This is a genomic window from Micromonospora sp. CNZ280, assembly GCF_011759515.1.
Map to the genome: position 1 here is coordinate 543,876 of NZ_JAAOYP010000003.1, position 24,224 is coordinate 568,099.

General features: G+C 73.7%; 24 protein-coding genes. 6 read left to right on the plus strand and 18 right to left on the minus strand.

The genetic code is table 11. The annotated features are described in order from the left end of the window. Window positions 1–10: 10 nt before the first annotated feature. The 3 genes from FHX32_RS24270 to FHX32_RS24280 are packed head-to-tail and all read left to right on the plus strand — an operon-like array spanning window position 11 to window position 2,601. Window positions 11–892, plus strand: a complete 882-nt coding sequence (locus FHX32_RS24270) for a glutamate ABC transporter substrate-binding protein (protein ID WP_167187610.1) — start codon at window positions 11–13, stop codon at window positions 890–892. Between the two features lie 42 nt (window positions 893–934). Continuing rightward, window positions 935–1,642, plus strand: coding sequence for an amino acid ABC transporter permease (locus FHX32_RS24275; RefSeq protein WP_167187613.1), 708 nt, complete (start codon window positions 935–937; stop codon window positions 1,640–1,642). Then, window positions 1,639–2,601, plus strand: a complete 963-nt coding sequence (locus tag FHX32_RS24280; protein ID WP_167187616.1) for an amino acid ABC transporter permease — start codon at window positions 1,639–1,641, stop codon at window positions 2,599–2,601. Before FHX32_RS24275 ends, FHX32_RS24280 begins: the two co-directional genes overlap by 4 nt. Window positions 2,602–2,661: 60 nt before the next feature. Here FHX32_RS24280 and rny read toward each other — a convergent pair whose 3' ends face one another. The 8 genes from rny to FHX32_RS24320 all read right to left on the minus strand — a co-directional run bounded on the left by rny (window position 2,662) and on the right by FHX32_RS24320 (window position 11,640). Further along, on the minus strand, window positions 2,662–4,428 hold the full coding sequence (gene rny / locus FHX32_RS24285) for a ribonuclease Y (RefSeq protein WP_167187619.1): 1,767 nt from the start codon (window positions 4,426–4,428) through the stop codon (window positions 2,662–2,664). Between the two features lie 823 nt (window positions 4,429–5,251). Next, window positions 5,252–5,968: a 3-keto-5-aminohexanoate cleavage protein gene (locus FHX32_RS24290; protein ID WP_167187623.1), complete on the minus strand. Its 717-nt coding sequence runs from the start codon at window positions 5,966–5,968 to the stop codon at window positions 5,252–5,254. 82 nt (window positions 5,969–6,050) lie between these two features. Beyond that, window positions 6,051–6,749: a regulatory protein RecX gene (locus FHX32_RS24295; protein ID WP_167187626.1), complete on the minus strand. Its 699-nt coding sequence runs from the start codon at window positions 6,747–6,749 to the stop codon at window positions 6,051–6,053. 8 nt (window positions 6,750–6,757) lie between these two features. Continuing rightward, window positions 6,758–7,804, minus strand: a complete 1,047-nt coding sequence (gene recA, locus FHX32_RS24300) for a recombinase RecA (protein WP_088995380.1) — start codon at window positions 7,802–7,804, stop codon at window positions 6,758–6,760. Between the two features lie 184 nt (window positions 7,805–7,988). Further along, window positions 7,989–8,189, minus strand: a complete 201-nt coding sequence (locus tag FHX32_RS24305; protein WP_167187629.1) for a DUF3046 domain-containing protein — start codon at window positions 8,187–8,189, stop codon at window positions 7,989–7,991. Window positions 8,190–8,193: 4 nt separating this feature from the next. Next, complete coding sequence (locus FHX32_RS24310) at window positions 8,194–9,534, minus strand: MFS transporter (RefSeq protein ID WP_167187632.1); 1,341 nt, start codon at window positions 9,532–9,534, stop codon at window positions 8,194–8,196. An 80-nt stretch (window positions 9,535–9,614) separates the two neighbouring features. Beyond that, entirely contained in the window at window positions 9,615–10,754 is a 1,140-nt protein-coding gene (locus FHX32_RS24315) for an acyl-CoA dehydrogenase family protein (RefSeq protein WP_167187635.1), read from the minus strand. Window positions 10,755–10,824: 70 nt separating this feature from the next. After that, window positions 10,825–11,640 carry a GNAT family N-acetyltransferase gene (locus FHX32_RS24320; protein ID WP_167187638.1) on the minus strand — a complete coding sequence of 272 codons (816 nt, stop codon included), beginning with the start codon at window positions 11,638–11,640 and terminating at the stop codon, window positions 10,825–10,827. On the opposite strand from FHX32_RS24320, the gene FHX32_RS35405 reads away from it, so the two are divergent. Further along, entirely contained in the window at window positions 11,626–11,817 is a 192-nt protein-coding gene (locus tag FHX32_RS35405; protein WP_486481298.1) for a hypothetical protein, read from the plus strand. The genes FHX32_RS24320 and FHX32_RS35405 overlap by 15 nt on opposite strands. A 17-nt stretch (window positions 11,818–11,834) precedes the next feature. Here FHX32_RS35405 and FHX32_RS24330 read toward each other — a convergent pair whose 3' ends face one another. Both FHX32_RS24330 and FHX32_RS24335 read right to left on the minus strand, forming a co-directional pair. Then, window positions 11,835–12,539 carry a UdgX family uracil-DNA binding protein gene (locus tag FHX32_RS24330; RefSeq protein ID WP_167187642.1) on the minus strand — a complete coding sequence of 235 codons (705 nt, stop codon included), beginning with the start codon at window positions 12,537–12,539 and terminating at the stop codon, window positions 11,835–11,837. 250 nt (window positions 12,540–12,789) lie between these two features. Continuing rightward, the gene (locus tag FHX32_RS24335) at window positions 12,790–14,130 is read right to left on the minus strand and encodes an aminotransferase class I/II-fold pyridoxal phosphate-dependent enzyme (RefSeq protein ID WP_167187645.1); all 1,341 of its coding nucleotides are present in this window, start codon (window positions 14,128–14,130) and stop codon (window positions 12,790–12,792) included. Window positions 14,131–14,164: 34 nt separating this feature from the next. On the opposite strand from FHX32_RS24335, the gene FHX32_RS24340 reads away from it, so the two are divergent. Next, window positions 14,165–15,406: a bifunctional pyridoxamine 5'-phosphate oxidase family protein/GNAT family N-acetyltransferase gene (locus FHX32_RS24340; RefSeq protein ID WP_167187648.1), complete on the plus strand. Its 1,242-nt coding sequence runs from the start codon at window positions 14,165–14,167 to the stop codon at window positions 15,404–15,406. Beyond that, window positions 15,406–16,074, plus strand: a complete 669-nt coding sequence (gene leuE / locus FHX32_RS24345) for a leucine efflux protein LeuE (protein WP_167189195.1) — start codon at window positions 15,406–15,408, stop codon at window positions 16,072–16,074. The genes FHX32_RS24340 and leuE overlap by 1 nt, the downstream gene beginning before the upstream one ends. 10 nt (window positions 16,075–16,084) lie before the next feature. Here the strand turns inward: leuE and FHX32_RS24350 are convergent, their stop codons facing one another. From FHX32_RS24350 to FHX32_RS24385, 8 genes are all read right to left on the minus strand, one after another. Next, window positions 16,085–17,014: a sporulation protein gene (locus FHX32_RS24350; protein ID WP_167187651.1), complete on the minus strand. Its 930-nt coding sequence runs from the start codon at window positions 17,012–17,014 to the stop codon at window positions 16,085–16,087. 91 nt (window positions 17,015–17,105) lie between these two features. After that, window positions 17,106–18,170 (minus strand): hemolysin family protein, encoded by a 1,065-nt coding sequence (locus FHX32_RS24355; RefSeq protein ID WP_167187654.1) that lies wholly within the window; start codon window positions 18,168–18,170, stop codon window positions 17,106–17,108. Further along, entirely contained in the window at window positions 18,167–19,525 is a 1,359-nt protein-coding gene (locus FHX32_RS24360; RefSeq protein ID WP_167187656.1) for a hemolysin family protein, read from the minus strand. The genes FHX32_RS24355 and FHX32_RS24360 overlap by 4 nt, the downstream gene beginning before the upstream one ends. Window positions 19,526–19,719: 194 nt before the next feature. After that, complete coding sequence (locus tag FHX32_RS24365) at window positions 19,720–21,282, minus strand: M20/M25/M40 family metallo-hydrolase (RefSeq protein WP_167187658.1); 1,563 nt, start codon at window positions 21,280–21,282, stop codon at window positions 19,720–19,722. Between the two features lie 240 nt (window positions 21,283–21,522). Beyond that, window positions 21,523–21,855 (minus strand): monovalent cation/H(+) antiporter subunit G, encoded by a 333-nt coding sequence (mnhG, locus tag FHX32_RS24370; RefSeq protein WP_167187661.1) that lies wholly within the window; start codon window positions 21,853–21,855, stop codon window positions 21,523–21,525. After that, the gene (locus tag FHX32_RS24375) at window positions 21,855–22,115 is read right to left on the minus strand and encodes a monovalent cation/H+ antiporter complex subunit F (protein ID WP_167187664.1); all 261 of its coding nucleotides are present in this window, start codon (window positions 22,113–22,115) and stop codon (window positions 21,855–21,857) included. Before FHX32_RS24375 ends, mnhG begins: the two co-directional genes overlap by 1 nt. Next, window positions 22,112–22,660: a Na+/H+ antiporter subunit E gene (locus FHX32_RS24380; RefSeq protein WP_167189199.1), complete on the minus strand. Its 549-nt coding sequence runs from the start codon at window positions 22,658–22,660 to the stop codon at window positions 22,112–22,114. The genes FHX32_RS24375 and FHX32_RS24380 overlap by 4 nt, the downstream gene beginning before the upstream one ends. Window positions 22,661–22,701: 41 nt before the next feature. Then, window positions 22,702–24,207, minus strand: coding sequence for a Na+/H+ antiporter subunit D (locus tag FHX32_RS24385; protein ID WP_167187667.1), 1,506 nt, complete (start codon window positions 24,205–24,207; stop codon window positions 22,702–22,704). Between the last annotated feature and the right edge of the window lie 17 nt (window positions 24,208–24,224).

Genomic DNA, 24,224 nt, shown 5'->3' on the forward strand with positions numbered 1-24,224 from the left:
GGAGAAGAGTATGCGTATGAAGCGCGTAGCGGCGCTCGCGGCGGCCGCCACCCTGGCGCTCGGCATGGCCGCCTGCGGTGGCGACGACGACGGCGGCGAGGGCACCGGCGCCGGCAGCAAGTCGTTCGCCGCCGGCACCACCATGGAGCGGCTGAACAAGGCCCAGTCCATCAAGATCGGCACCAAGTTCGACCAGCCCGGCTTCGGCCTCAAGGGCCTGTCCGGCAAGCCGGAGGGCTTCGACGTCGAGGTCGCGAAGATCATCGTCAAGGAGCTGGGCATCCCCGAGGACAAGATCGAGTGGGTCGAGGCCCCCTCGAAGGTCCGCGAGGACGTGATCGTCAACGGCACCGTCGACCTGGTCGCGGCGACCTACACGATCAACGACAAGCGCAAGGAGCGCGTCGCCTTCGCCGGGCCGTACTACGAGGCCGGCCAGAACATCCTGGTGAAGAAGGACGACACCACCATCACCGGGCCGGACTCCTTCAAGGACGGCACCAAGAAGGTCTGCTCGGTCACCGGCTCCACGCCAGCCGAGGAGATCAAGAAGTACGTCAAGGACGTCGCCACCCAGCTGGTGCTCTTCGACACGTACGACAAGTGCAAGGACGCCCTCAAGGGCGGCCAGGTGGACGCGGTGACCACGGACAACGTGATCCTGCTCGGCTACATCGCCAAGGACGAGGCGTCGTTCAAGCTGGCCGGTGACAACTTCACCAAGGAGCCGTACGGCATCGGGGTGAAGAAGGAGGACACCGACTTCCGCAACTTCATCAACGACACGCTGGAGAAGGCGTTCGCCGACGGCAGCTGGAAGAAGGCCTGGGACGACACCGCCGGCAAGTTCGGCGCGGAGCTCGGCAGCGCCCCGACCGTCAACCGCTACTGATCTAATTCCGTCGATCTGGAGGGTGGGAAGGAAGACCGGCCCGTGAGTGTGCTCATCGACAAGTTCGACGTCTTCGCGGGTGGTTTCTGGCTCACCCTCCAGATCTGCGTACTCGCCGCGATCGGCGCCCTGATCCTGGGCGCCGTCGTGGCGGTACTCCGGATCTCGCCGGTCCCGCCGCTGCGGGCGGTCGGCACCGGCTACGTGAACATCTTCCGGAACATGCCACTGACCGTGGTGATGTTCTTCGCCGCCTTCGGCCTGCCGGCGCTCGGCTCCAACGCGGACTTTCTCCGCATCCCCGGGCTGGACGCCATCTTCACCCGGCTCGGCACCGACCTGCCGTACTTCCGCTTCGCGCTGATCGCGCTGGTGCTCTACACCGCCGCGTTCGTCTGCGAGGCGCTGCGCTCCGGGGTGAACGCCGTTCCCGCCGGCCAGGCGGAGGCGGCCCGGTCGCTGGGGCTCACCTTCGGCCAGAACCTGCGGTACGTGGTGCTGCCGCAGTCCTGGAAGGCGTCCGTGGTGCCGCTCGGTTCGGTGATCATCGCGATGATCAAGAACTCGGCGCTGGTCGGCTTCTTCGGCGTGGTCGGCGACCTCTCCCAGACCGCCGACCAGCTCACCTCGGCCGAGGGCTTCGCCTTCGTGCCGGTCGCCATCGGCATCTCGATCGGATACCTGATCATGACCGTCCCCCTCGGCGCTCTCCTCGACCGGATCGAGAAGCGGCAGGCGGTGGCCCGATGAGCCAGCAGACCGTCCTCTACGACGTACCCGGCCCGCGGCAGCGCCGGATCACCCTGGTCAGCAGCCTCGTCGCCACCGTGCTGCTGCTCGTCGGCACGTACTTCCTGGTCTACCGTCCGCTGGACGAGAAGGGCCAGTTCTCGATGGAGCTGTGGGGCCCACTGCTGGACCCCGGCAACGAGAACTTCTCGCTGGTCTGGGAGCGGATCGGCATCGGCTTCAAGAACACGCTGACCGCCGCGGCGCTGGCCATCGTCTCCTCGCTGATCGTCGGCACGCTGCTGGCGATGCTGCGGATCCAGCTCAAGAGCCTGGCCCGGCGCCGTTTCACCGGGCTGGCCACCCCGGTGTCGTACCTGCTGCGCGGGCTGAGCCTGCTGCTCTCGGCGGTCACCCGGGTCTGCGTCGAGGTCTTCCGCGGCCTGCCCGTGGTCATCACGATCTTCTTCGTGGCCCGCGGCTTTCCCGAGTTCGGGGTCACCTTCGACACGCTCTGGTACCTGGTCATCGGCCTGACCATCTACAACTCGGTGGTCATCGCCGAGATCCTCCGCTCCGGCATGGAGGGTCTGCCCGGCGGGCAGGCCGAGGCGGCCGCGGCGATCGGTCTCGCCCCGTGGCAGACCACCCGGATGATCCTGCTGCCGCAGGCGTTCCGGATCATGCTGCCGGCGCTGATCAGCCAGCTCGTGGTAGTACTCAAGGACACCTCGCTCGGCTTCATCATCAGCTACGAGGAGACCTTGAACATCGGCAAGCAGATCATCGGCGCCCTGGACAACCCGATCCAGGTCTACATCGTGATCGGCCTGATCTTCATCGTGGTCAACTACTCGCTCTCCAAGCTGGCCCAGTACGTCCAGCACCGGCTCGCCCGGGGCCGGAAGAGCGCCGGCACCCGCACCGGCGCGGCGGGCACCGAGCTGGAGACCGAGGCGGTCGCCGGCACCACCACCTGACCTCGCGGAAGCGAGCGGGCCGGCCCGGATTCCCGGGCCGGCCCGCCTGCGTCTACGGGGTCAGCGGGCGATCTCGGTGACCCGGGACTCGCGGACCACGGTGACCCGGATCTGACCGGGGTAGGTCAGCTCCTCCTCGATCTGCTTCGCCACGTCCCGGGCCAGCACGGCCGCGCCGATGTCATCCACGTCGTCCGGCTTGACCATCACCCGGATCTCCCGACCGGCCTGCATGGCGAAGACCTTCTCCACGCCGAGCTTGCCGGCCGCGATCTCCTCGATCCGCTCCAGCCGCTTGACGTACGCCTCCAGGCTCTCCCGGCGCGCGCCCGGCCGCCCGCCCGAACAGGCGTCGGACGCCTGGGTGAGCACCGCCTCGATGGTCTGCGGCGGCACCTCGTTGTGGTGCGCCTCGATGGCGTGCACCACGTCCTCGCTCTCGCCGTACTTGCGGGCCAGGTCGGCGCCGATGATGGCGTGACTGCCCTCCACCTCGTGGGTGAGCGCCTTGCCGATGTCGTGCAGGAACGCGCAGCGCTTGATGGTGGGCACGTCCAGGCGCAGCTCGGCGGCCATCACACCGGCGATGTGCGCGGTCTCCACCAGGTGCTTGAGCACGTTCTGCCCGTACGACGTGCGGTAGCGCAACCGGCCCAGCAGCGTGACCAGCTCCGGGTGGATCTCGGTGATGCCGACCTCGACCAGAGCGTCCTCGGCGGCCCGCTGGCAGAGCTCCTCCACCTCGTGCCGGGCCAGCTCGTAGACCTCCTCGATCCGGTGCGGGTGGATCCGCCCGTCCAGCACCAGCTTCTCCAGGGTCAACCGGCCGACCTCCCGGCGTACCGGGTCGAAGCAGGAGAGCAGCACCGCCTCGGGGGTGTCGTCGATGATCAGGTTGACCCCGGTGACCGACTCGAAGGCCCGGATGTTGCGGCCCTCGCGGCCGATGATCCGCCCCTTCATCTCGTCACCAGGCAGGTGCAGGACGCTGACCACGCTCTCCGCGGTCTGCTCGCTGGCCACCCGCTGGATGGCGTCGACCACGATGTGCCGGGCCCGCTGCTCGGCCGTGCTGCGCGCGTCCGCCTCGATGTCCCGGACCAGCAGCGCCGCCTCCCGCTTGGCCTGCGACTCGATGGCCTCGATCAGCTCGGCCCGGGCGGTGTCGGCGGTGAGCCCGGCGACCCGTTCCAGCTCACGCCGCCGCTGCTCCTCGGCCTCGGTCAGCTCCGCCTCCCGGCGGGCCAGCGCGGTTTCCCGGGCGGCCAGCGCGGCCGTCGCGGCGGTCAGCTGCCGCTCCCGCTCGGCGAGCCGCTCGACCTCCTCGGTGTGCAGGCGCTCCCGCTCGTCCATCCGGGCCGCCCGCCGCTCCACCTCGGCCGCCTGCTCGCGGGTGGTGGCGGCGAGCACCGCCACCTCACGCTCACCGCTGCGCCGGGCCGCCGCCCGCAGCTGCTCGGCGTCCGCCTCGGCCTGCTTGTGCGCCCGCTCCAGCACGGTATCCGCCTCGGCGCGGGCGTCGTCGAGCACCCGGCGGGCCTCCGCCCGGGCCGCCTTCGCCTCCGCCTTGGCCGCGGCCGCCTCCGCCCGCGCCGCCGCGGCGGCGGACTTCGCCACGTCGATGGTGCTGTTCGCCTCGTCGGCCGCGCTGCGCAACGCGGCCAGGGACTGCTCCTGCCGGTCCTTCTCGGCGATGAAGGCCGGATCCTCGGGGACCGGGCCGGCCTGGAACCCGCGCAGCGTCCGGACCCCCAGCAGCACCGCCCCGACCACCACCACGGTCAGGATCAGCACCACCACGAGGAGCACGACATCGAAGCCGCTCATGCCGGCACTCCGCTTCGCTCCGTGCCGCCATGAGGCACCACCGCGCGGTACCGATGATTCGCTCGCTGCCGCTCGCTCATGCCGGGACCTCGTGGGGACCACCGGTGAACCTGTGCCGCCCCGCCATGGCCGCCTCCCCTGAACGTCGGCGCCGCAGGGACCGTGCCGGAGGCACACTCCTGCGGCTCTGGACGCCCGACCGGAGCGACTGGCCGTGGGTAGCTCTCTCCGCCGGCGGCGCCCAGAGCATCGCCGGCGGCCGGTTGCAGTTGTCGCCTCAGCTCCGGACCGGCCTGTCCCGAGCTGCGGTGGTATGGCCGATGGCGCTGGCCAAAGTGATGCTGTTCTGTTACGCGATCTATGTTGTGCGCTTAGCCTGCGCTGGTCGGGCAATGTGAGCCTGTATGGCGAGGCTAGGTCGCGAGGGCCGGTCTGGTCAAGAACTCATGATCAAAACCCCCGAACGGAGCGAAGTTGCGGCGTCACCCAGCGCTGACGAAACGCCGGACACCAGCGGACAAACGCCACCGCCCGCACGCTGTCGGATGGGTGTCACTGCTGCTCACCCCGGGCCGACCCGGTTGAGTCGGGGTGGCCCGCCCACCCGACCGGGCCGAGGAACGGTCGGCGGCTCAACCGAGCGTCATCGCCACGTCTGCTCCCCTGTCGCAGCGGTTGATCGACTCCGGGTCGCCGGGGTGGCGGCTTCCTGGGTCGGCGGACACCCCATTTCGCCGGACTGGCGTCGGCCGGCCCCGGGGCGGAGCAGCGGCTTCGGAGCGCGGCGGACTGCCGGCGGCCGGTGCCGGCTGACCGGGGCGGCTCAGCGGGCGTCGGCGGCCAGCGCGGCGCTGACCAGTGCCGGGTTGCCCGGGGCGGGCATGCCGTCCGGTAGCTGGAGCGTGTCCTCCAGGCCGATCCGGGTGTGCAGGCCCCGGCGGACCGCCTCGGCGAGCACCGCCCAGGTGGCCGGCCCCTCGGCGTGCAGCAGCACCGGCGGCTCGATCGTCCCCGCGGTGCGCGGCAGGGCGGCGAGCATCGCCGCCGCGTCCGCGAGCGCCACCGACGGTTCCTCGGCCATGCACTCGATCAGCAACCGCCCGACCGGCACCCGCCAGGCCCGGTAGGCAGCCACCGCCTCGACCGTCCAGAGCCCGGCCTCCACCAGCACGCCGCGCTCGTGCAGCGCCGCGGCGACCGCCTCCGCGCCCTCCTCGTGGGCGTTGACCGACGCGAAGTCGGGCAACGTCCGCCAGGCGCGGACGGCGGCCACCCGGGCGGCCGGATCCGGCTCGATCCAGGCGCCGGTGCTCACGCCGACCGGCAGCCCCGGCCGGGCGGCGCGGATCGCGGTGAGCGCCCCGGCCACGACCTCGGGACGCAGCGACTCGGCGCCCGCCGCGTCGCGCGGGTGGACGTGCACCGCCGCCACGCCGAGGTCGGCGCAACGGACGGCGTCGGCGGCCAGCTCGGCCGGGGTGAGTGGGACCGCCGGGTGCTCGTCGCAGCCCCGCCCGCCGTTCAGGCACGCCGCCAGCACGGGTCGGCCCACCCTGCCGCCGCCCCCGCCGACCCCGCCGCCGGGAGGGGCTCGCTCGGCCGGGTGGAGGGCGCCCGGCCGATCACTCGGCCGTCCGGCTGTCGCGGTCCAGCTCGCCCTCGGCCTCGGCGAGGGCGTCGGCGTCGATCTGCTCGGCGAACTCGGCAGCCTCGGCGCTCTGCGCGGCGAGCGCCTCCTTCACCGCCCGGATGGCCACGCCGGGCGGGTAGCCCTTGCGGGCCAGCATGCCGACCAGCCGGCGGAACACCGCGTCGGGCTCGCCGCGGGCGACCCGTAGCTTCCGCTCGACCAGGGCGCGGGCCGTCTCGGCCTCGGTGGTCTCGTCCAGCTCGCCGAGCGCCTCGCGGGCCACGTCGCCGTCGACCCCGCGCTGGCGCAGCTCGTTGGCCAGTGCCCGGCGGGCCAGCCCCCGGCCGGCGTGCCGGCTACTGACCCAGGCCCGGGCGAAGGCGGCGTCGTCGATGATGCCGACCTCGTCATAGCGGTCGAGCACCTCGGCCGAGACCTCGTCGGAGATGCCCCGCTTGGCGAGCGCGGCGGCCAGCTCCGCCCGGGTCCGGGGCCGGACGGCGAGCTGGCGCAGGCAGATCTCCCGGGCCACCTCGGCCTCGTCGCGCGGCGGGGCGGCGGGCGCCTCTGCATCGGCCTCCTCGGACCGGCTGCGACGGCCGCGGCGAGGTCGCGGGGGCGTACTGGCGTCACCCGTACGGGGTGGGCTGGCGTCCCAGCCCCGCCCCGTACGGGCGCGTCGTCCTGCCACGAGTCGGGTCAGAAGTCGACCGGCGGCAGCTCCGGGCCACCGGCGGCGTCGCCCGCGCCGACCCCGACGCCGAGCTTCTCCAGAATCTTCTTCTCGATCTCGGCGGCCACGTCCGGGTTCTCGCGGAGGAACTCGCGAGCCTTCTCCTTGCCCTGGCCGAGCTGGTCGCCGTCGTAGGTGTACCAGGCGCCGGACTTGCGGATGATCGCCTGCTCGACGCCGACGTCGATCAGCGAGCCCTCGCGGGAGATGCCCTTGCCGTACATGATGTCGAACTCGGCCTGCTTGAACGGCGCGGCGACCTTGTTCTTCACCACCTTGACCCGGGTGCGGTTGCCGACCACGTCGGTGCCGTCCTTGAGGCTCTCGATGCGGCGCACGTCGAGCCGGACCGAGGCGTAGAACTTCAGCGCCCGACCACCGGTGGTGGTCTCGGGACTCCCGAACATGACACCGATCTTCTCGCGCAGCTGGTTGATGAAGATCGCCGTGGTGCCGGTGTTGTTGAGCACACCGGTGATCTTCCGCAGCGCCTGGCTCATCAGCCGGGCCTGCAGACCCACGTGACTGTCGCCCATCTCGCCCTCGATCTCGGCGCGCGGCACCAGCGCGGCCACCGAGTCGATCACGATGATGTCGAGCGCGCCGGAGCGGACCAGCATGTCGGCGATCTCCAGCGCCTGCTCGCCGGTGTCCGGCTGGGACACCAGCAGGGCGTCGGTGTCGACGCCGAGGGCCTTCGCGTACTCCGGGTCGAGCGCGTGCTCGGCGTCGACGAAGGCGGCGATGCCACCCGCCCGCTGGGCGTTGGCGACCGCGTGCAGCGCCACCGTGGTCTTACCGCTGGACTCCGGACCGTAGATCTCGACGACCCGGCCGCGGGGCAGACCGCCCACGCCGAGGGCCACGTCGAGCGCGATGGAGCCGGTCGGGATCACCGCGGTCTGGATGACCGGCCGCTCCCCCAGCCGCATCACCGAGCCCTTGCCGAACTGCTTGTCGATCTGAGCGAGAGCAAGGTCGAGTGCCTTCTCCCGGTCAGGCCCTGCTGCCATCGTTGCCACCCCTGCCTTCGCCGGCGTCTTTCCTGAGCTTCGCGTCACGCGGACACGCTAGGCGCTGGGTCCGACAGAAAACCAGCCGACGGGCCGCGAGCTGTGGACGAGCACCCCGCTGTGGACAATAGCCGAACAGGTGTACGAGTCGGCAAGCGACACGCGGGAGCGGCGAAAAGGCTGCTCAGCGTAGCCGGGCGGGCACCCGGTCGGGATAGGCGGCGACCACCGCCCGCCACACCACGTGCGTCTCCTCACCCGCGGCGAGCGCCTGCTCGATGGTCCGCCCGCCGAGCTGGGGCAGCACCTGGTCGGCGGCGATGCTGGCCGCGTAGCCCGGCCCGAACGCCTCCGCCAACCGCGCCCAGAAGTCGGTCAGCCGCACGTGATCAGTCCTCCTCGTCCGGTGCGCCCGCCGGCACCGCCCGTAACGCTAGCGCCACCAGCGGCACCACCGCGATCGCCGCGAGCAGGGTGAGCACCGGATAACCGGCGGCCCGCATGACAAACCCGCTGACCGCGGCGGCCCCCGCGCCGGCCAGCCCCATGGTCAGGTCGGAGAACCCCTGCACGCTCGGGCGGACCGCCGCCGGCACCGACTCCGACAGCAGCGTGGAGCCGGCCACCATGGTGCCGGACCAGCCCAGCCCGAGCAGGACCAGCCCGATCGAGAGCCGGGGCGTGTGATGCCCGGCCGTGCCGGCCACCGCGCACGCGGCGAGCAGCAGCCCGACGCCGGTGAGGATCACCGCGCGCCGGCCGAGCCGGTCGGTCAGCCAGCCGACCAGCGGGGAGAGGGCGTACATGCCGGCGATGTGCAGGCTCAGCACGATGCCGACCACCCGCAGCACGTCGGCGTCGCCGTGCGACTCGCCGAGCCGGACCGGCGTCATCGACATCACCGCCACCATCACCACGTGGCCCACCGCCACCGCCGCGATGCCGAGCCGGGCGGCCGGGCGGCCGCGTACCACCTGCCAGGCCGCCCGCATCCCGGCACCGCGCCGGGCGGTCCGGGCCGGCGCGGCGACCGCCTCGGCCGGTGGGGTGACGTCCGGAGCGGGAGTGGCGACCGGGGCGGCGGCCGCCGCCAGCCGGCGCGCGGTGAGCAGCGGGTCGGGCCGCAGCAGCGCCAGCAGTACGCCCGCGGCGAGCACGAACGCGGCCGCGCTGAAGGCGAACGGGCCGGCCAGCGGCGGCAGCCCCCAGCCGCTGGTGGTGCGGTCGGCGAGCGCGGCGAAGTTCGGCGCGGCCACCGCGCCGATGGTGGTGGCCCAGACGATCAGCGAGAGCTGGCGTCCCCGGCGGGCCGGCTCGGCGAGGTCCACCGCGGTGTAGCGGGCCTGGAGGTTGGCCGCGGTGCCGCCGCCGAAGAAGAGCATGCCGAGGAAGAGCAGCGGCACGAACCGGGTGACCGTGGCGAGCACCACCAGCACCGCCCCGACCGCGCCGGCCAGGTAGGCGAAGGCCAGCCCCGGCCGGCGGCCGTACGCGTTCATGATCCGGGTCATCGGGATCGCCAGCAGCGCCCCGCCCACCACGGCGGCGCTCTGCGCCAGGCCGGCCACCGCGGTGCCGGCCACCCGGGCGGCGAGCAGCGCACCCACCGCGATGCCGATGGTGACGCCGATGCCGCCGACGATCTGGGTGCCGAAGAGCAGCCGCAGGGTCCGCCGTTGGATCGGCGCGACGTCGGGGGCGGCGGCCGGGGCGGTCAGATCCGTGGTCATCGCGGCTCCTGGAGTGCGGTAAGGGGTGCTGGCCCCGCCCATCCTTGCGCAGCCACCGGACCCGATGGCACCCGGTTTCGCTACAGGCCGAGCCCGCGGCCGATGATCTCCTTCATGATCTCGGTGGTGCCGCCGTAGATGGTCTGCACCCGGCCGTCCAGCCACGCCTTCGCCACCGGGTACTCCAGCATGTAGCCGTAGCCGCCGTGCAGCTGCACGCAGCGGTCGGCGACCCGGTTCTGCAGCTCGGTGGTCCACCACTTGGCCTTGGCCGCGTCGGTCACCGAGAGCCGGCCGGCGTTGAACTCGGCGACGCAGTGGTTGACGAAGGTCCGCGCGATGGTCACCTCGGTGTCCAGCTCGGCCAGGAGGAACCGGTTGTGCTGGAAGGCGCCGATCGGCCGGCCGAACGCCTGCCGCGAGCGCGCGTAGTCCAGGGTGACGGCGAGCAGCTTCTCGGCGGCGGCCACCGCGGCGACCGCGATGCTCAGCCGCTCCCGGGGCAGGTTGGCCATCAGGTGGTAGAAGCCGTGGTTCTCGGTGCCGATCAGGTTCTCCGCCGGTACCCGGCAGTCGTCGAAGAAGAGTTCGGCCGTGTCGTTGGCCTTCAACCCCACCTTGGCCAGCCGCCGGCCCCGGGTGAAGCCGGGGGTGCCGGTCTCCACCGCGATCAGGCTCACCCCGTGCGCGCCCTGGTCGGCCGTGCGGGCGACCACGATCACCAGGTCGGCCAGCTCGCCGTTGGTGATGAACGTCTTCTGGCCGTTGAGGACGAGGGTGTCGCCGTCGCGTACCGCGCTGGTGCGGACGCCGGCCAGGTCGGAGCCGGCGCCGGGCTCGCTCATCGCGATGGCGGTGACCAGGTCGCCGGAGCAGAACCCGGGCAGCCAGCGTTTGCGCTGGTCGTCGGTGGTCAGCTCGGTGAGGTACGGGGCCACCACGTCGTTGTGCAGGCCGAAGCCGAGCCCGGAGCAGCCGGCCGCGACGATCTCCTCCACCAGCACCGCGTTGTACCGGAAGTCCCGCTGACCACCGCCGCCGTACCCGGGGTCGACGTCCATGCCGAGCAGCCCGGCGGCGCCGGCCTTGCGCCACACCTCCCGGTCGACGATCCCGGCGGCCTCCCAGCGCTCGTGGTGCGGCACCGCCTCGCGGGCGAGGAACTCCCGGCACAGGTCGCGGAACTCGTCGTGGTCACGCTCGTAGAGATGCTGCTGCATGGCGGCAAGTGTGGCACCGGCCACCCGAGCCGGAACAGTGCCGGCGGCCGACCGGCGGGTGCCCGTGCGGTCAGGACCACCAGGTGGCCCGGCCGACCGGCCGGAAGCCGAGCGAGTCGTAGAGCGGGCGGCCGGCCCGGGACGCGGTCAGCGTGACCGGGCACCCGGCCAGCTCCGCCAGCACCGCGTGGAGCAGCGCCCGGCCGACGCCCCGGGACCGGTGCTCGGGCAGTGTGGTCATCCAGTACAGCCCGGCCACCTCCGCGCGCACGGTCAGGCAGGCGCCGGCGGGCACGCCGTCGACCTCCGCGAGCAGGAACCGGACCCCGGGCCGGTCGAGCAGGGCCACCGGGAACGCCTCGCCCGGCCGGTACGGGTGCAGCCGGCTCAGCGGGAAGCCGGACACGACCACCCGCTCGACCGCCGCCAGCCGCTCCGGGTCGTCGACCGGCGTCACCCGCAGCGACGGCGCCGGGGCCGGCGCGGGCGGGCGGATCATGACCGGCAGGTTCCGGGGCGTCAGGCCCGAGCCGGTCAGGTCCGCCGTGCCGAACGGGTCCTCGACCGTCACCGGGCCCGCGCTCCGCTCCCGGACCAGCCCGGCGATCTCGGCCAGGTCGTCCGCGGTGGGTTCCGGGGTGCGCAGCAGGACCCGCAGGCCGGCCCGGTCGTCGCCGCGTACGGCGAGGAAGCCGGGCCGGCGGGTCAGCGGGTGCCCCCGGGTCTCGGCGAGCGCCGTCCAGAGGGCGGCGGCGTTGCCGGTGGCCAGCCTCAGCGCGGCGGCGTCGCCGGCCGGCCGGGGCTCGGCGTCCGGGGCGGTCGGCGGGGCGGCCGTGACGTCGACCGGGGACGGGGAACGGGTGGCGGTGCGGTGGGACGAGCTCATGCCGCCACGCTAGGCGCCCGGCACCCGCCCCTGGAGAGCCAATCCCCGGCCGACCGACCGGGCCAATCGCCACCGGCCGCGGCCGGCAGCGTGCTGCGCGGGCTGGACGTCCACACGGTGCGCGACGGGCGCATCGTGGCGAAGGACGGGTACGGCAAGATCACCACCGGCGGCTGAGCCGGCGCGGGCCGGTGTCAGGCGGCCAGCGCGCGGGCGGCCACGGTGAGGTCGGCGACCAGCCCGTCGTACGCCTTGTCCTGGTCGTCGGCGCGCAGCACCGCGGACGGGTGGATGGTGGCCAGCAGCCGGGCCTCCGGCGCGTCGGCGAGCTTGCCCTCGGTGTCCACCGGCACCCGCTGGAAGTCCTCGGGGTGCTGGGCCGAGGCGGGCCATGGCAGCAGCTCGCCGCGCTGCCGGGTGACCCGGAACGTCGGGCCGAGCAGCGCCTTGGCGGCGGTCGCGCCCAGTACCACCACGATCTCCGGGTGCAGCCGGGCGAACTCGGCGACCAGCCAGGGGCGGCAGGCGGTGATGTGCACCCGGTCCGGGGTCTGGTGGATACGCCGCTTGCCGCGCAGCTCGAAGCGGAAGTGCTTGACCGCGTTGGTCAGGTAGATGTGCCCCGGGTCGAGGCCGGCGTCGTCGACCGCCTTGCGGAGCAGCCGGCCGGCGGGGCCGACGAACGGCAGCCCCTTCTGGTCCTCCATGTCGCCGGGCTGTTCGCCCACGAAGACCACCCGGGCGCTCTCGTCGCCCCGGCCGAACACCGTCTGCGAGGCGTCCCGGTAGAGCTCGCAGCCACGGCAGCCGGTGGCGGCCGCGCGGAGCGCGTCGATGGTGTCCGCCTCGGGCGGGATGAACCGCTGGGCGCCGGGGGCGCTCTCGGGCTGCTCGGCCATGTCGACTGTTATATACCCGTTCGGGAGACTCCGCCGGGCCCGCCCCCGGCGGGCCCGGCGCCGTCAGTACCCGCCGCCACCGCCGTCGTCGCCGGACGCCAGCGCGATGATCGCGATGATGATCACGATCGCCGCCACCACGACCGCGATCCAGACCCCCCGCCTCGACCCGGACGTAGCCATGGCCGCTCACCTCCGGCGGCGCGCTTACCCGCTGAGCGACGGCTCACGCCGCTCCCGCCGCGGCCGGTCAGGCGGTGAAGCCGGCGGCGACGGCGGGGCGGACCGCACCGGCCAGCGCGTCGGCGAGCGCCTCGACGTTGTCGTCGGCGAGCCGGCTGACGGTGATCCGCAGCCCGGGCGGGCCGGCGATCCGGTAGAGGGCGCCCGGCGCCACCGCCCAGCCGGCGTCGCGCAGCGCGGTCAGCACGCTGGTCTCGTCCGCCACCGGCAGCCATACGTTGATGCCGCTGCGGCCGTGCGCAGCCAGACCGCGCCGGGCCAGCGCGGCGAGCAGCGCCCCGCGGCGCCGCTCGTAGCTGCCGGCCGCCCGGTCGACCAGCTCGGCCACCGCCGGGTCGCGCCAGAGCGTCAGGACCAGCCGTTGCAGCACGGTGGAGACCCAGCCGGCGCCGACCCGGGCCCGGCCGGCCACCCGGGCCACCGTCGTCTCGTCGCCGACCAGCACGGCCAGTCGCAGGTCGGGCCCGAAGGGCTTGCTCACCGACCGGAGGAAGGCCCAGGTCGGGGTCGCCCCGGCCAGCGGATGCAGCGGTACGCGGGCCAGCTCGGCGGCGTGATCGTCCTCGATCAGCAGCAGGTCGGGCCGGCCGGCGAGCAGTTCGCGCAGCTCGCCGGCCCGGTGCGCGGAGACCGCCGCGCCGGTCGGGTTCTGCGCCCGGCTGGTGACCACCAGCGCCCGGGCGCCCGCGGCCAGCGCCGACCGGACGCCGGCGACCAGCGGCCCGTCGTCGTCGACCGGTACGCCGATCGGCCGGAGCCCGAGGGCGGCCACCAGGTCGAGCAGGTTGGCCCAGCCCGGGTCCTCGACCGCCACCGCGTCGCCCGGGCGCAGGTGGGCGCCGAGCAGGCGCTCGATGCCGTCCAGCGCGCCACCGGTGATGGTCAGCTCGCCGGCCGGCACGCCGTCGGCGGCCAGTCGCGCGCGGGCCGCCTCGACCAGTTCGGGCAGCACCCCGGCGCCGGAGTAGCTCACCGGTGGACCGGCCGCCGCGGCGAGGGTGGCCAGGTGCGGGCCGAGCGGGGGCAGCAGCGCCGGGTCGGGCTCCCCGGTGGACAGATCGCAGAGGCCGGGCGCCGGCGACGGGCGCAGCGCCGAGCGGCGGGCCGCCACCGGCGGGCGGGGCCGCACCCGGGTGCCGTGCCGGCCGGCGGTGACCACCAGCCCGCGCCGGCGCAGCTCCTGGTAGGCCCGGGCGACGGTGGCCGGGCTGACCGCCAGATCGGCGGCGAGGGACCGGACCGGCGGCAGCGCGGCGCCGGGCGGCAACGCGGCGGTCCGGATACCGGACTCGATGCTGGCCGAAATCTCGACGGCCGTCGTACCGGTGACCTGATAGCGTGCTGACACAAATCAGGGATTGTACTAGAACAAAGGCGGGAGCATGTACCCACCGACCCCTCGGACCACCGCCAGCCGCACCCGGGACCGGATGAGCTACGACCGCACCGCCGCGCACGCCGTGCTGGACGAGGCGTACCACTGCGCGCTCGGGTTCACCGTCGACGGCGAGCCACGGGTGCTGCCCACCCTGCACGTCCGCCTCGGCGACACCCTCTACCTGCACGGCTCCACCGGCAGCCGGCCGCTGCTCGCCGCCCGGGGCGACGGACTGCCGGTCTGCGTCGCGGTCACCCTGCTCGACGGCCTGGTCTACGGCCGCTCCCAGTTCCACCACAGCGCCAACTACCGCTCGGTGGTCGCGCACGGCACCGCCCGGCTGGTCACCGACGAGCGGGAGAAGGTCGACGTGCTCACCGCGCTGGTGGAGAAGGCCGGCACCGGGCGCAGCGCGGACAGCCGCCCGCCGAGCCGCCGGGAACTGGCCGAGACCGCCGTGCTGGCGCTGCCGCTGCGCGAGGTCTCGGTCCGTGCCCGCACCGGGGGCGTACGCGACGACGAGGCCGACCTCGACCTGCCGCACTGGGCCGGGGTGGTGCCGTTGCGGCTGACCGCCGGGACGCCGGAGCCGGCCGCCGGGGTCACCGCCCCGGTGCCGGCGTACCTGCGGCCGGACCGGTCGCCGTGGCTGGAACCGGCGGTGCTGCGCGGCGAGCACGTGGTGCTCGAGCCGCTCGACCTCGCGCACGCCGACGAGTTGCACACCGCCACCGCCGACCCGGAGGTCTGGCGGCACCTGGGCAGCGCCATGCCGGCCGACGCCGCCGGGACCGCCGAGGTGGTCGCCGCCGCGCTGGCCGCGCACCACCGGGGGGAGCGGGTGCCCTGGGTGCAGCGCTGCGCGGTCACCGGCACGGTGGTCGGCACCACCTCGTACTACGAGGTCGACCCGGACCGGCGGGCGGTGGCGATCGGGTACACCTTCCTGGGCCGGCCGTGGTGGCGGACCGGGATCAACACCGAGGCGAAGCTGCTGCTGCTCACCCGGGCCTTCGACGAGTTGGGCGCGCTGCGGGTGGTGTGGCACACCGACATCCGCAACGAGCGTTCGCAGCGGGCCATCGAGCGGCTCGGCGCGACCCGCGAGGGGGTGCTGCGGATGCACCGGCAGCGCGCCGACGGCTCGTGGCGGGACACCGTGCAGTATTCGATGACCGTCGACGAGTGGCCGAACGCACAGGTCACGCTGCGGGAAAGGCTTCGCCGGACAGCCCCGGTGGCGTGATGATGTCGGGCGTGCTGGGCATCACCGACATCTGGACGTACGTGCTGGGCACCGTGGCGATCATCCTGCTGCCCGGGCCCAACTCGCTCTTCGTGCTCTCCACCGCCGCGCAGCGGGGCGTGGCGGCCGGCTACCGGGCCGCCGGCGGGGTGTTCGTCGGCGACGGGGTGCTGATGGTCCTCTCCGCCGCCGGGGTGGCCTCGCTGCTCCAGGCGTACCCGCCGCTGTTCCTGGTGGTGAAGTACGCCGGCGCCGCGTACCTCGGCTACGTGGGGGTGACCATGCTGCGCGGGGCCTGGCGGCGCTGGCGGAACCGCAACGACCCGAGCACGCCGCGGCTGATCGACGCCGCGGAGCCGGCCGCGCTGCGCAGCCCGTTCCGCAAGGCGCTGGTGGTCAGCCTGCTCAACCCGAAGGCGATCCTCTTCTTCGTCTCCTTCTTCATCCAGTTCGTCGACCCCGGGTACGCCTGGCCGGCGCTGTCGTTCCTGCTGCTCGGGCTGATCGCCCAGGTCACCAGCGCGCTCTACCTGACCGCGCTGATCTTCGCCGGGACGTTCCTGGCGGCGCAGTTCCGCCGGCGCCGCCGCCTCGCCGCGGGCGCCACCACCGGCGTGGGCGCCCTCTTCCTCGGCTTCAGCCTCAAGCTCGCCACCGCCACCATGTGACCCGCACCGCTCAGGTGCCGTCGCCGCCGCCGGATCCGCCGCCGATGCCGGCGCCGCCGGCCGTGCCGCCCAGGCCGAAGCCGGGGTGCAGCGGCTCGTCGGGCGGGCGGCTGACGTGCGCCGACTCGGTGATGTTCGCGGACCAGTCGGAGTGCGCCGCCGCGGCCGCGTGCCGGTTGATCGCGTGCCGCAGCCACCCGTCCACCGTCGCCACCCAGTCGCGGCGCTCCGCGTCGGCGTGCCAGACCCGGAACCGGCTGATGCTCTGGTGGGTGATCCCGGCCAGGGCCAGCCGGCGGTCCATCCAGAGGATCACCTCCAGCCCGGCCGAGTTCGTCACGAAGATCACCTCCAGCTCGGTGATCGGCCCGGCGTAGAGCGGCGCCACCCAGTAACCCAGCCGCTGGTGCAGCGGCAGCGTCTGCTCCACCCCCGGCAGCCGGCCGTCCAGCAGCCCGGCCTGGCGCAGGCTGAAGCCGAGCGTGTCCAGCGCGGCCAGGACGTGCGCCTGGGTGGGCAGCGGATGCACGAAGACCGGGACCATCGCGCCCTGGTCCAGCTGCGGCTCGATGGCCACCTCGGTACGCAGCCCCATCCGCAGGCTGAGCAGCGGGACCCCGCCGAAGATGGTCACCGGCGTCTCCCAGGGCATCGGAAACGTGAACGGCATGGTACGGGCCCGCCCGGCCCGCACCACGAACCCGCCGGAGACCGCCGCCTGGTGGAACTGCACCAGGCGGCGGGGCGCCGCCGGGTCGTCCGGCTCGACGGAGGTGACCAGACCGAGCCGGACGTGCCGCACCGGCACGTCGAACCGGCCGGCGGTGATCGTGATCCGCCCGGGCAGCCGCAGTCCCGGGCGGGTGCTCGGGTTGGCCAGGGCGGTCTGCACCGACAGTCCGGTCCAGCCGGACTCCGGCGACACCCCGGTCAGCCGCACCGCACTCCCCCGTCCCGGCGGACCGGGCGGGGGCGTGCCCCGCCCGAGCGGGACCGCCCCGCCGCCGCCAGCCCGGCTTACCCGGCGGGACTCAGCGCAACCGCCGCCCGCGCGGCACCGGGTCGGTCTCGTCGTCGAACTCGCCGATGACCTCCTCCAGCAGGTCCTCCAGCGCGACGAACCCGATCGGCCGGGCCGGGCCGCCGCCGTTGCGGACCAGCGCGAGCTGGGACTGCCGGGCCCGCATCGCGGCCACCGCCTCGGTGACCGACGCGGTCGCCGGCAGGGTGAACGCGGCGGTCATCAGCTCGCCCGCGGTGGCCGGCCGGCCGGTGGTGGTGGCCCGCACCGCCTCGCGTACGTGCACCAGCCCACAGACGTCGCCGGCGGCGTCCAGCACCGCCAGGCGGGACCGGCCGCTGTCCCGGCTGACCTGCTCGATCCGGTCGGCGGCCTCGTCCCGGCGCACCGTCACCATCCGGTCGAACGGCTCCATCACCTGCGCCACGGTGGTGCCCTGCAGCTCCAGCATGCTGGTCAGCAACTCGTGCTGCTCGGCGCCGAGCAGGCCGTGCTCGCGGGACTGCTCCAGCAGGATGCGCAGCTCGTCCGGGCCGTGCACCTGGGCGAGCTGGTCCTGCGGGTTCACCCGGAACAGCCGCAGGATCGCGTTGGCCAGCGCGTTCAGCGCGGACAGCACCGGCCGGGAAACCCGGGCGAAGGCCCGGAACGGCAGCGCCAGCAGCATCGCCGAGCGCTCCGCGTCGGTGATCGCCCAGGACTTCGGCGCCATCTCGCCGATCACCAGGTGCAGGAAGGTGACCAGGCTCAACGCGAAGATCAGCGCGATCGCGTGGCTCGCCGCGTCAGGCAGGCCGACCGCGTGCAGCAGCGGGCTGACCAGGTGCTCGATCGCCGGCTCGGCGAGCGCACCGAGGCCCAGCGTGCACAGGGTGATGCCCAGCTGGGCCCCGGCGAGCATCAGCGACAGCTCGCGTACCCCGTCCAGCGCCGCCCGGGCCGCCCGGCCGCCACCGGCGGCCGCCTGCTCCAGCCGGTACCGCTTGCTCGCCACCAGGGCGAACTCGGCGGCCACGAAGAAGCCGTTCAGCGCCAGCAGCAGCACCGAGCTGAACAGCGCGATCCCCGGGCTCATGCGGACACCTCCCGGCGCTCGCCCGGCTCGGCCAGCCGCAGCCGGACCGAGTCGGCCACGTGCCGGTCGACGGCGAGCACCTCGACCAGGGCGCGCGGCTCCACCGCGCCGTCCTCGCCGTCGGCCGGCAGGATGATCTCCAGCCGGTCGCCGACCTCGGGCACCCGGCCCAGCTCGCGCATCACCAGGCCGGAGAGGGTGTCGTACTCGGGCGCCTCGGGCAGCGCGATGCCGGTGCTGTCGGCCACCTCGTCGATGCGCCACCGGGCGGGCACCACCCAGGATCCGTCGTCCTGGCGGGCCGGGGCGCGCTCCGGCGGGTCGTCCTCGTCGCGGATCGGGCCGACCAGTTCCTCGGCGATGTCCTCCAGCGTGATCACGCCGGCGAAGCCGCCGTACTCGTCCACGACGCAGGCCATCTGCCGGTGCCCGGAGCGCAGCCGGTCCAGCACCGTGGGCAGCGGCAGGGTCTCCGGCACCAGCAGCGGCGGGCCGGCCACCGCGCCGACCGGGGTGGTCGCCCGCCGGGCCGGGGGTACGCCGAGCACGTCGGCGATCCCGACCACGCCGACCAGGTCGTCGACGCCCTCGGCACCGCGCACCGGGAACCGGGAATGGCCGGTGTCGAGCAGCTCGACCACCCGGCTGACCGGCTCGTTCGCCCGTACGGTGTGCACGTCGACCCGGGGCACCATGGCCTCGCCGGCGGTCAGCTGGCGGAAGTCGAGCCCCCGGTCCAGCAGGGTCGACATCTCCGCGTCGAGGTGCCCCTCCTGCCGGGACTCGGCGATGATCTGTTCCAGGTCCTCCGGGGTGGCGCCGCTGGGCAGCTCCTCGATCGGCTCGATGCCGACCCGGCGGAGCAGCCGGACCGCGGAGCGGTCGAAGAGGGTGACCACCGGCCCGGCCACCTTGAGGTAGATCAGGGTGGACCGGGCCAGCGCCCGGGCGACCGGCTCGGCCCGGGCGATGGCCAGGTTCTTCGGCGCCAGCTCGCCCAGCACCATCTGCACGACGGTGGCGATGAGCAGGGCCAGCGCCACGGAGAGCGGCAGGCTCACCGCGCGGGAGACGCCGGCCAGGCCGAGCAGCTCGGTCAGCCCGGCGCCGAGGAACGGCTCCGCGACGTAACCGACCAGCAGCGCGGTGACGGTGATCCCCAGCTGGGCGCCGGAAAGCATGAAGGAGAGCCGGCCGGTGACCTCCAGGGCCCGGGCGGCGGCCTGGTCACCGTCGTCGGCGAGCTGCTTGAGCTTGCCCCGGTCCACGGCGACGTAGCCGAACTCCTGGGCCACGAAGTAACCGGTGGCGGCGGTGAGCACGATGATGAGCAGGAGACCGAGGACGATCAACACGGGACGCTCAGGGCTCCCGGGGACGTCGGGGTCGTCAGTGGCCGGGCACGACCCGGCTGGCTACTGCTGCCCTCCTGGGCAGAGGAGTCGATCATGCACGCCATTTTATCGGCGGCGGCTGTACGTCCGCTGAGGGTGTGCGGAAGGAGCCGGGGTCGCCCGGTACGGGCGGCCCCGGGCCCTGCCGTCCGGTTTCAGCTCTGGGTGACCGTCATGTCGTCCACGGCCGCCTCGACGAGGCTGGCGGTGCCGGCGTCCGCGGCCTCGACCAGGATCCGCACCGTCTGGCCGCGCAGCGCCGAGACGTCGACGCCGGCGCTCTGCCAGGACGCCGCCCGGTTGCTCGCCGCGCCGGTCACGGTCAGCGCGGTGACGGTGCTGGTGCCGACCACCCGCACCCGGAGGTAGTCGGCGCTGGTGGCGTTGGTCAGGTGGGCCAGGTACCAGGAGAACGAGAGGGTGAGCGTGCCGGTGGCCGGCAGCGTTATCGCCGGCGAGCGGATGCTGCTCACCCCGCCGTCCAGGTCGTACGCCCCGGCGCCGCTGCCCGCGGCCGCCCCGGTGACCAGGTCGTAGCTGCCGCTGACCGTGCTGCCCAACTGGGTGGTCACGCCCGAGCTGCTGGTCGCCGCGGGGTCACCGCGCTCCCACTGGCCCAGGGTTGCGGTGTCGGTGCCGGACGGGTTGGCCGTCCAGCCGGTCGCCGTCTCGAAGGTGTCGCTCCAGACCGTGCTGCCCGGCGGCGTGCCGGCCCCGCCCAACGTCCAGACCGTGTACGCGATCGCGTCGGCGTTGCGGTCCAGCGCGGTGTCGTTGATGTTGGCGGTGGTGTCGCAGGAGCGGTGGTAGCAGGGGTCGAACGCCTGACCCGCGGTGCCGCCCCAGAGCGACGCCTGGGCGCTGGATTTGATCCCCTCGGCGCCGGTGAAGGTGCCGCCGGCCGGGATGCCGACGCTGATGAACGGGCCGTAGTCGCTGCGGCCGTCGAAGTCGGTGCCCCGGGTCGGCACCCCGATCGACGTGAAGTACGCCTGGATGGTCTGCTCGATCTGCGCGGAGCCGGCCGGGCCGGGGCCGGAGCCCACCCCGTCGGAGTTGTCGCCGTCGTAGACGAAGTAGCCGGCGTTGGGCGAGCCGACCATGTCGAAGTTCAGGTACTGCTTGATCCGGGCGCGCTCCGCCGTCGGCAGGCTGTTGACGTAGTGCCGGGACCCGCGCAGGCCCAGTTCCTCCGCCCCCCACCAGGCGAACCGCAGGTGCTTGGCGGGAGCGAAGCCGCTGCGGGCCACCGCGAGCGCCACCTCGAGGATGGCCGCCGAGCCGGAGCCGTTGTCGTTGATGCCGGGACCCGCGGTGACGCTGTCCAGGTGGGCTCCGGTCATCAGCACGGCGTTCGGGTCGCCACCGGGCCAGTCGGCGATCAGGTTGTAGCCGGTGGCGCCGTTGTAGCTGAACGACTGCACGGTGGTGGTGAACCCTACCGCGTCCAGCTGGCCCTTCAGGTAGTTGACCGAGGCCAGGTAGCCGGGCCGGCCGTGCGCCCGGTTGCCGCCGTTGGCGGTGGCGATGGACTGGAGCTGGGTGAGGTGCGCCTTCACGTTGGCCAGCGGGATGTCCGGTGCGGCGGCGAGCGCGGCGGGCGCGTCGCCGGGCGCCGGGGCGGTGGGAGCGGCGGCGGCCGAGGTGGCGGTCAGCGCGGTCGCGGCCACGATGGCCAGCCCGGCCAGCCAGCCGGGACGGGGGGTGCGGGATCTCATGGGTCCTCCGGGGTGAGGTGGTCCGGTCCGCCGGGTGGGCGTCGACCGGGCGGCGGTCATTGATCGATGACCATCACTGCGAAGCGTGCCGCCGAGCCCGGAACCCGGCAAGAGGCAAGACGCAGAATCGCCGCAGTCCCGGAATTGGGACGCCGCGGGACCATCCCCGCGAGCGGCGGCGGATGCCACCCCGACGGGCGACGCGGACAACCGCGGTACGCCACGCCCGCGCGGCGGGGCTCAGCGGTCGGCGAGCTCGTCCACGTCGAGCAGGCGCTCGTCCACCCGACCCGTGCGGTAGGCGGCCCGACCGATCATCTGCGCGGCGACCGGGGCGGTGGCCATCTGGAAGATCCCGACCAGCGCCACCATGCCCAGGTCCGCCGGGTCGCGCAGCCGCAGCGCCACCCCGACGAGCAGCAGCAGCACCCCGAGCGTCTGCGGCTTGGTGGCGGCGTGCATCCGGTCCAGCACGGTCGGGAAGCGCAGCAGGCCGATGCCGGCGACCAGGCTGAGCAGCGCGCCGGCGACCAGGAAACCGGCGCCCACCCAGTCGGCGAGCGTGCCGAGCATCAGGCCTCCTCCCGGACGGCGAAGCGGACCAGCGACACCGAGCCGATGAAGCCGAGCAGCGAGAGCACCACCAGCACCGGCAGGCTGGTGGCGTTCCGGTTGACCGCCGCCTCCGCGCCCACCGCGCCGATCATGGTGGCGAGCAGCATGTCGGCCGCGATCACCCGGTCCAGCAGGGACGGACCCCGGTAGAGCCGGACCAGCGCGAGCAGCGCGGTGATCGAGAAGAGTCCGGTGAGGACGGCGGCGAGGACGGTCACGACAGGTCTCCCTTCGGTACGGGATCGGACTGCGCCAGGCGCAACTCCGCGGGCGAGCCGACGGCCCGGACGAGCCGCTGCTCGACGGCGAGGACCCGGTCCCTGCTACCGGTCAGGTCCTGCGGGCCGCGCACGTCGAGCAGGTGCACGTAGAGGGTCCCGCTGTCCCGGTCCACCTCGACGATGAGCGTCCCGGGCACCAGCGAGATCACCTCGGCGGTGAGCGCCAGGTTCAGGTCGGTGCGCACCCGCAGCCGCACCGCGATGATCGCCCCCCGGGGCCGGAACCCGGGCCGCACGGCGATCCACGCGACGTGCAGGCTGGCGCGGACCAGTTCGCCGGCGAAGCGGGCGGCGAACACCAGCAGCGCACCGGGCCGCAGCCGCCCGCCGAAGGTCACCGGTGGCAGCGGGAAGAAGACCAGCACCGCGCCGCCGACCAGCAGGCCGCCCAGCAGGTTGCCGACGGAGAAGTCGCCCCAGAGCAGGATCCAGATCAGCACCAGCCAGCCGTACGCGATGAGCTGGTCGCGCCAGCGGCCCATCCGGCCGCGCACGTCCCGCCTCCGGTCGGCCGGCTGCGCGTTCACGGCGCTCCCTGCGGCAACACGGCCCGGATGTACGGGGTGCGCTGGCGCAGGTCCACGGCAGCGTCGGCGGTGACCCGGAAGATCGGACCGGCGACCACGGTCATGGCCAGCCCGAGGGCGACCAGGGCGACGGTGGCCCCGACCATCAGGCCGGGCGGCCGGACGGTCGGCTGGTCGGTGGCCAGCCGGGGCGCCCGCCAGAAGGCGATGCTCCACACCCGGGACGCCACGTAGAGGGTGAGCAGGCTGGTCAGCGCCCCGGCCGCGACCAGCGCCCCGGGCAGCGGGCCGCCGGCGGCCACGCCGGCCTGGAACAAGCTGAGCTTGCCGAGGAAGCCGGAGAACGGTGGGACACCGGCCAGGTTCATCGCCGGCACGAAGAAGATCACCGCGAGCGCCGGGGCCACCCGCGCCAGGCCGCCGATGCGGCGCAGGTCGGTGCTGCCGGCCCGGAGCTGGATCAGGCCCACCACCAGGAAGAGCGTGGTCTGGATGGTGATGTGGTGCAGTACGTAGAAGATCGCGCCGGTGAGACCGGCGACGCTGCCCAGCGCCACCCCGAAGATCATGTAGCCGATGTGGCTGACCAGGGTGAACGAGAAGAGCCGCTTCAGGTCGGACTGGGCCACCGCGCCCAGGATCCCGACGATCAGGGTCAGCCCGGCCACCACCAGCAGCAGCGTCCCGGCGTGGCCGCCCGGGAAGAGCAGCGTCTCGGTCCGGATGATCGCGTACACGCCGACCTTGGTCAGCAGGCCGGCGAAGACCGCGCTGACCGGCGCGGGCGCGGTCGGGTAGCTGTCCGGCAACCAGGCCGACAGTGGGAAGACCGCCGCCTTGATGCCGAAGGCGAGCAGCAGGGTCAGCTCCAGCATCAGCCGTACGCCCGCCGGCAGGGCGTCCAGCCGGTGGGCGAGCTGGGCCAGGTTGACCGTGCCGGTCGCCCCGTAGACCAGGCCCACCCCGGTCAGGAAGAGCATCGACGACAGGATGCTGACCACCACGTACGTCGAGCCGGTGCGGATCCGGGCCTCGGTGCCGCCGAGGGTGATCAGGACGAAGCTCGCGGCCAGCAGGATCTCGAAGCCGACGAAGAGGTTGAACAGGTCGCCGGCCAGGAACGCGTTGGTCACGCCGGCGGTCAGCACCAGGTAGGTGGGGTGGTAGATGGTCACCGGCGGGGCGTCGCCGAAGTCGCCCTGGCCCTGCCCGATGGAGTAGAGCAGCACGCAGAGGGTCACCGCCGCGGAGACCACCAGCATCAGCGCGGCCAACTGGTCGGCGACCAGCACGATGCCCACCGGCGCCGGCCACGCCCCGATCTGCGTCACCACCGGCCCGTACCGGTACGCCTGCACCAGCAGCGCCACGGCCACGGCCAGGGTGATGACCAGGCAGGTCACGCTGATGGCGCGCTGCAACCGGGGCCGGCGGGCCAGCATCAGGGTCAGCGCCGCGCCCAGCAGCGGCACCACCACCGGCAGGGACACCAGCCGGCTCACCGGGCACCCCGGTCCGG

Excerpts from the sequence above, each read along its gene's own strand:
- FHX32_RS24270 (WP_167187610.1), top strand. The coding sequence starts at position 11 with ATGCGTATGAAGCGCGTAGCGGCGCTCGCGGCGGCCGCCACCCTGGCG.
- FHX32_RS24280 (WP_167187616.1), top strand. The coding sequence starts at position 1,639 with ATGAGCCAGCAGACCGTCCTCTACGACGTACCCGGCCCGCGGCAGCGC.
- rny (WP_167187619.1), bottom strand. The coding sequence starts at position 4,428 with ATGAGCGGCTTCGATGTCGTGCTCCTCGTGGTGGTGCTGATCCTGACC.
- recA (WP_088995380.1), bottom strand. The coding sequence starts at position 7,804 with ATGGCAGCAGGGCCTGACCGGGAGAAGGCACTCGACCTTGCTCTCGCT.
- FHX32_RS24310 (WP_167187632.1), bottom strand. The coding sequence starts at position 9,534 with ATGACCACGGATCTGACCGCCCCGGCCGCCGCCCCCGACGTCGCGCCG.
- FHX32_RS24315 (WP_167187635.1), bottom strand. The coding sequence starts at position 10,754 with ATGCAGCAGCATCTCTACGAGCGTGACCACGACGAGTTCCGCGACCTG.
- FHX32_RS24320 (WP_167187638.1), bottom strand. The coding sequence starts at position 11,640 with ATGAGCTCGTCCCACCGCACCGCCACCCGTTCCCCGTCCCCGGTCGAC.
- FHX32_RS24330 (WP_167187642.1), bottom strand. The coding sequence starts at position 12,539 with ATGGCCGAGCAGCCCGAGAGCGCCCCCGGCGCCCAGCGGTTCATCCCG.
- FHX32_RS24340 (WP_167187648.1), top strand. The coding sequence starts at position 14,165 with ATGTACCCACCGACCCCTCGGACCACCGCCAGCCGCACCCGGGACCGG.
- leuE (WP_167189195.1), top strand. The coding sequence starts at position 15,406 with ATGATGTCGGGCGTGCTGGGCATCACCGACATCTGGACGTACGTGCTG.
- FHX32_RS24355 (WP_167187654.1), bottom strand. The coding sequence starts at position 18,170 with ATGAGCCCGGGGATCGCGCTGTTCAGCTCGGTGCTGCTGCTGGCGCTG.
- FHX32_RS24365 (WP_167187658.1), bottom strand. The coding sequence starts at position 21,282 with ATGAGATCCCGCACCCCCCGTCCCGGCTGGCTGGCCGGGCTGGCCATC.
- mnhG (WP_167187661.1), bottom strand. The coding sequence starts at position 21,855 with ATGCTCGGCACGCTCGCCGACTGGGTGGGCGCCGGTTTCCTGGTCGCC.
- FHX32_RS24380 (WP_167189199.1), bottom strand. The coding sequence starts at position 22,660 with ATGGGCCGCTGGCGCGACCAGCTCATCGCGTACGGCTGGCTGGTGCTG.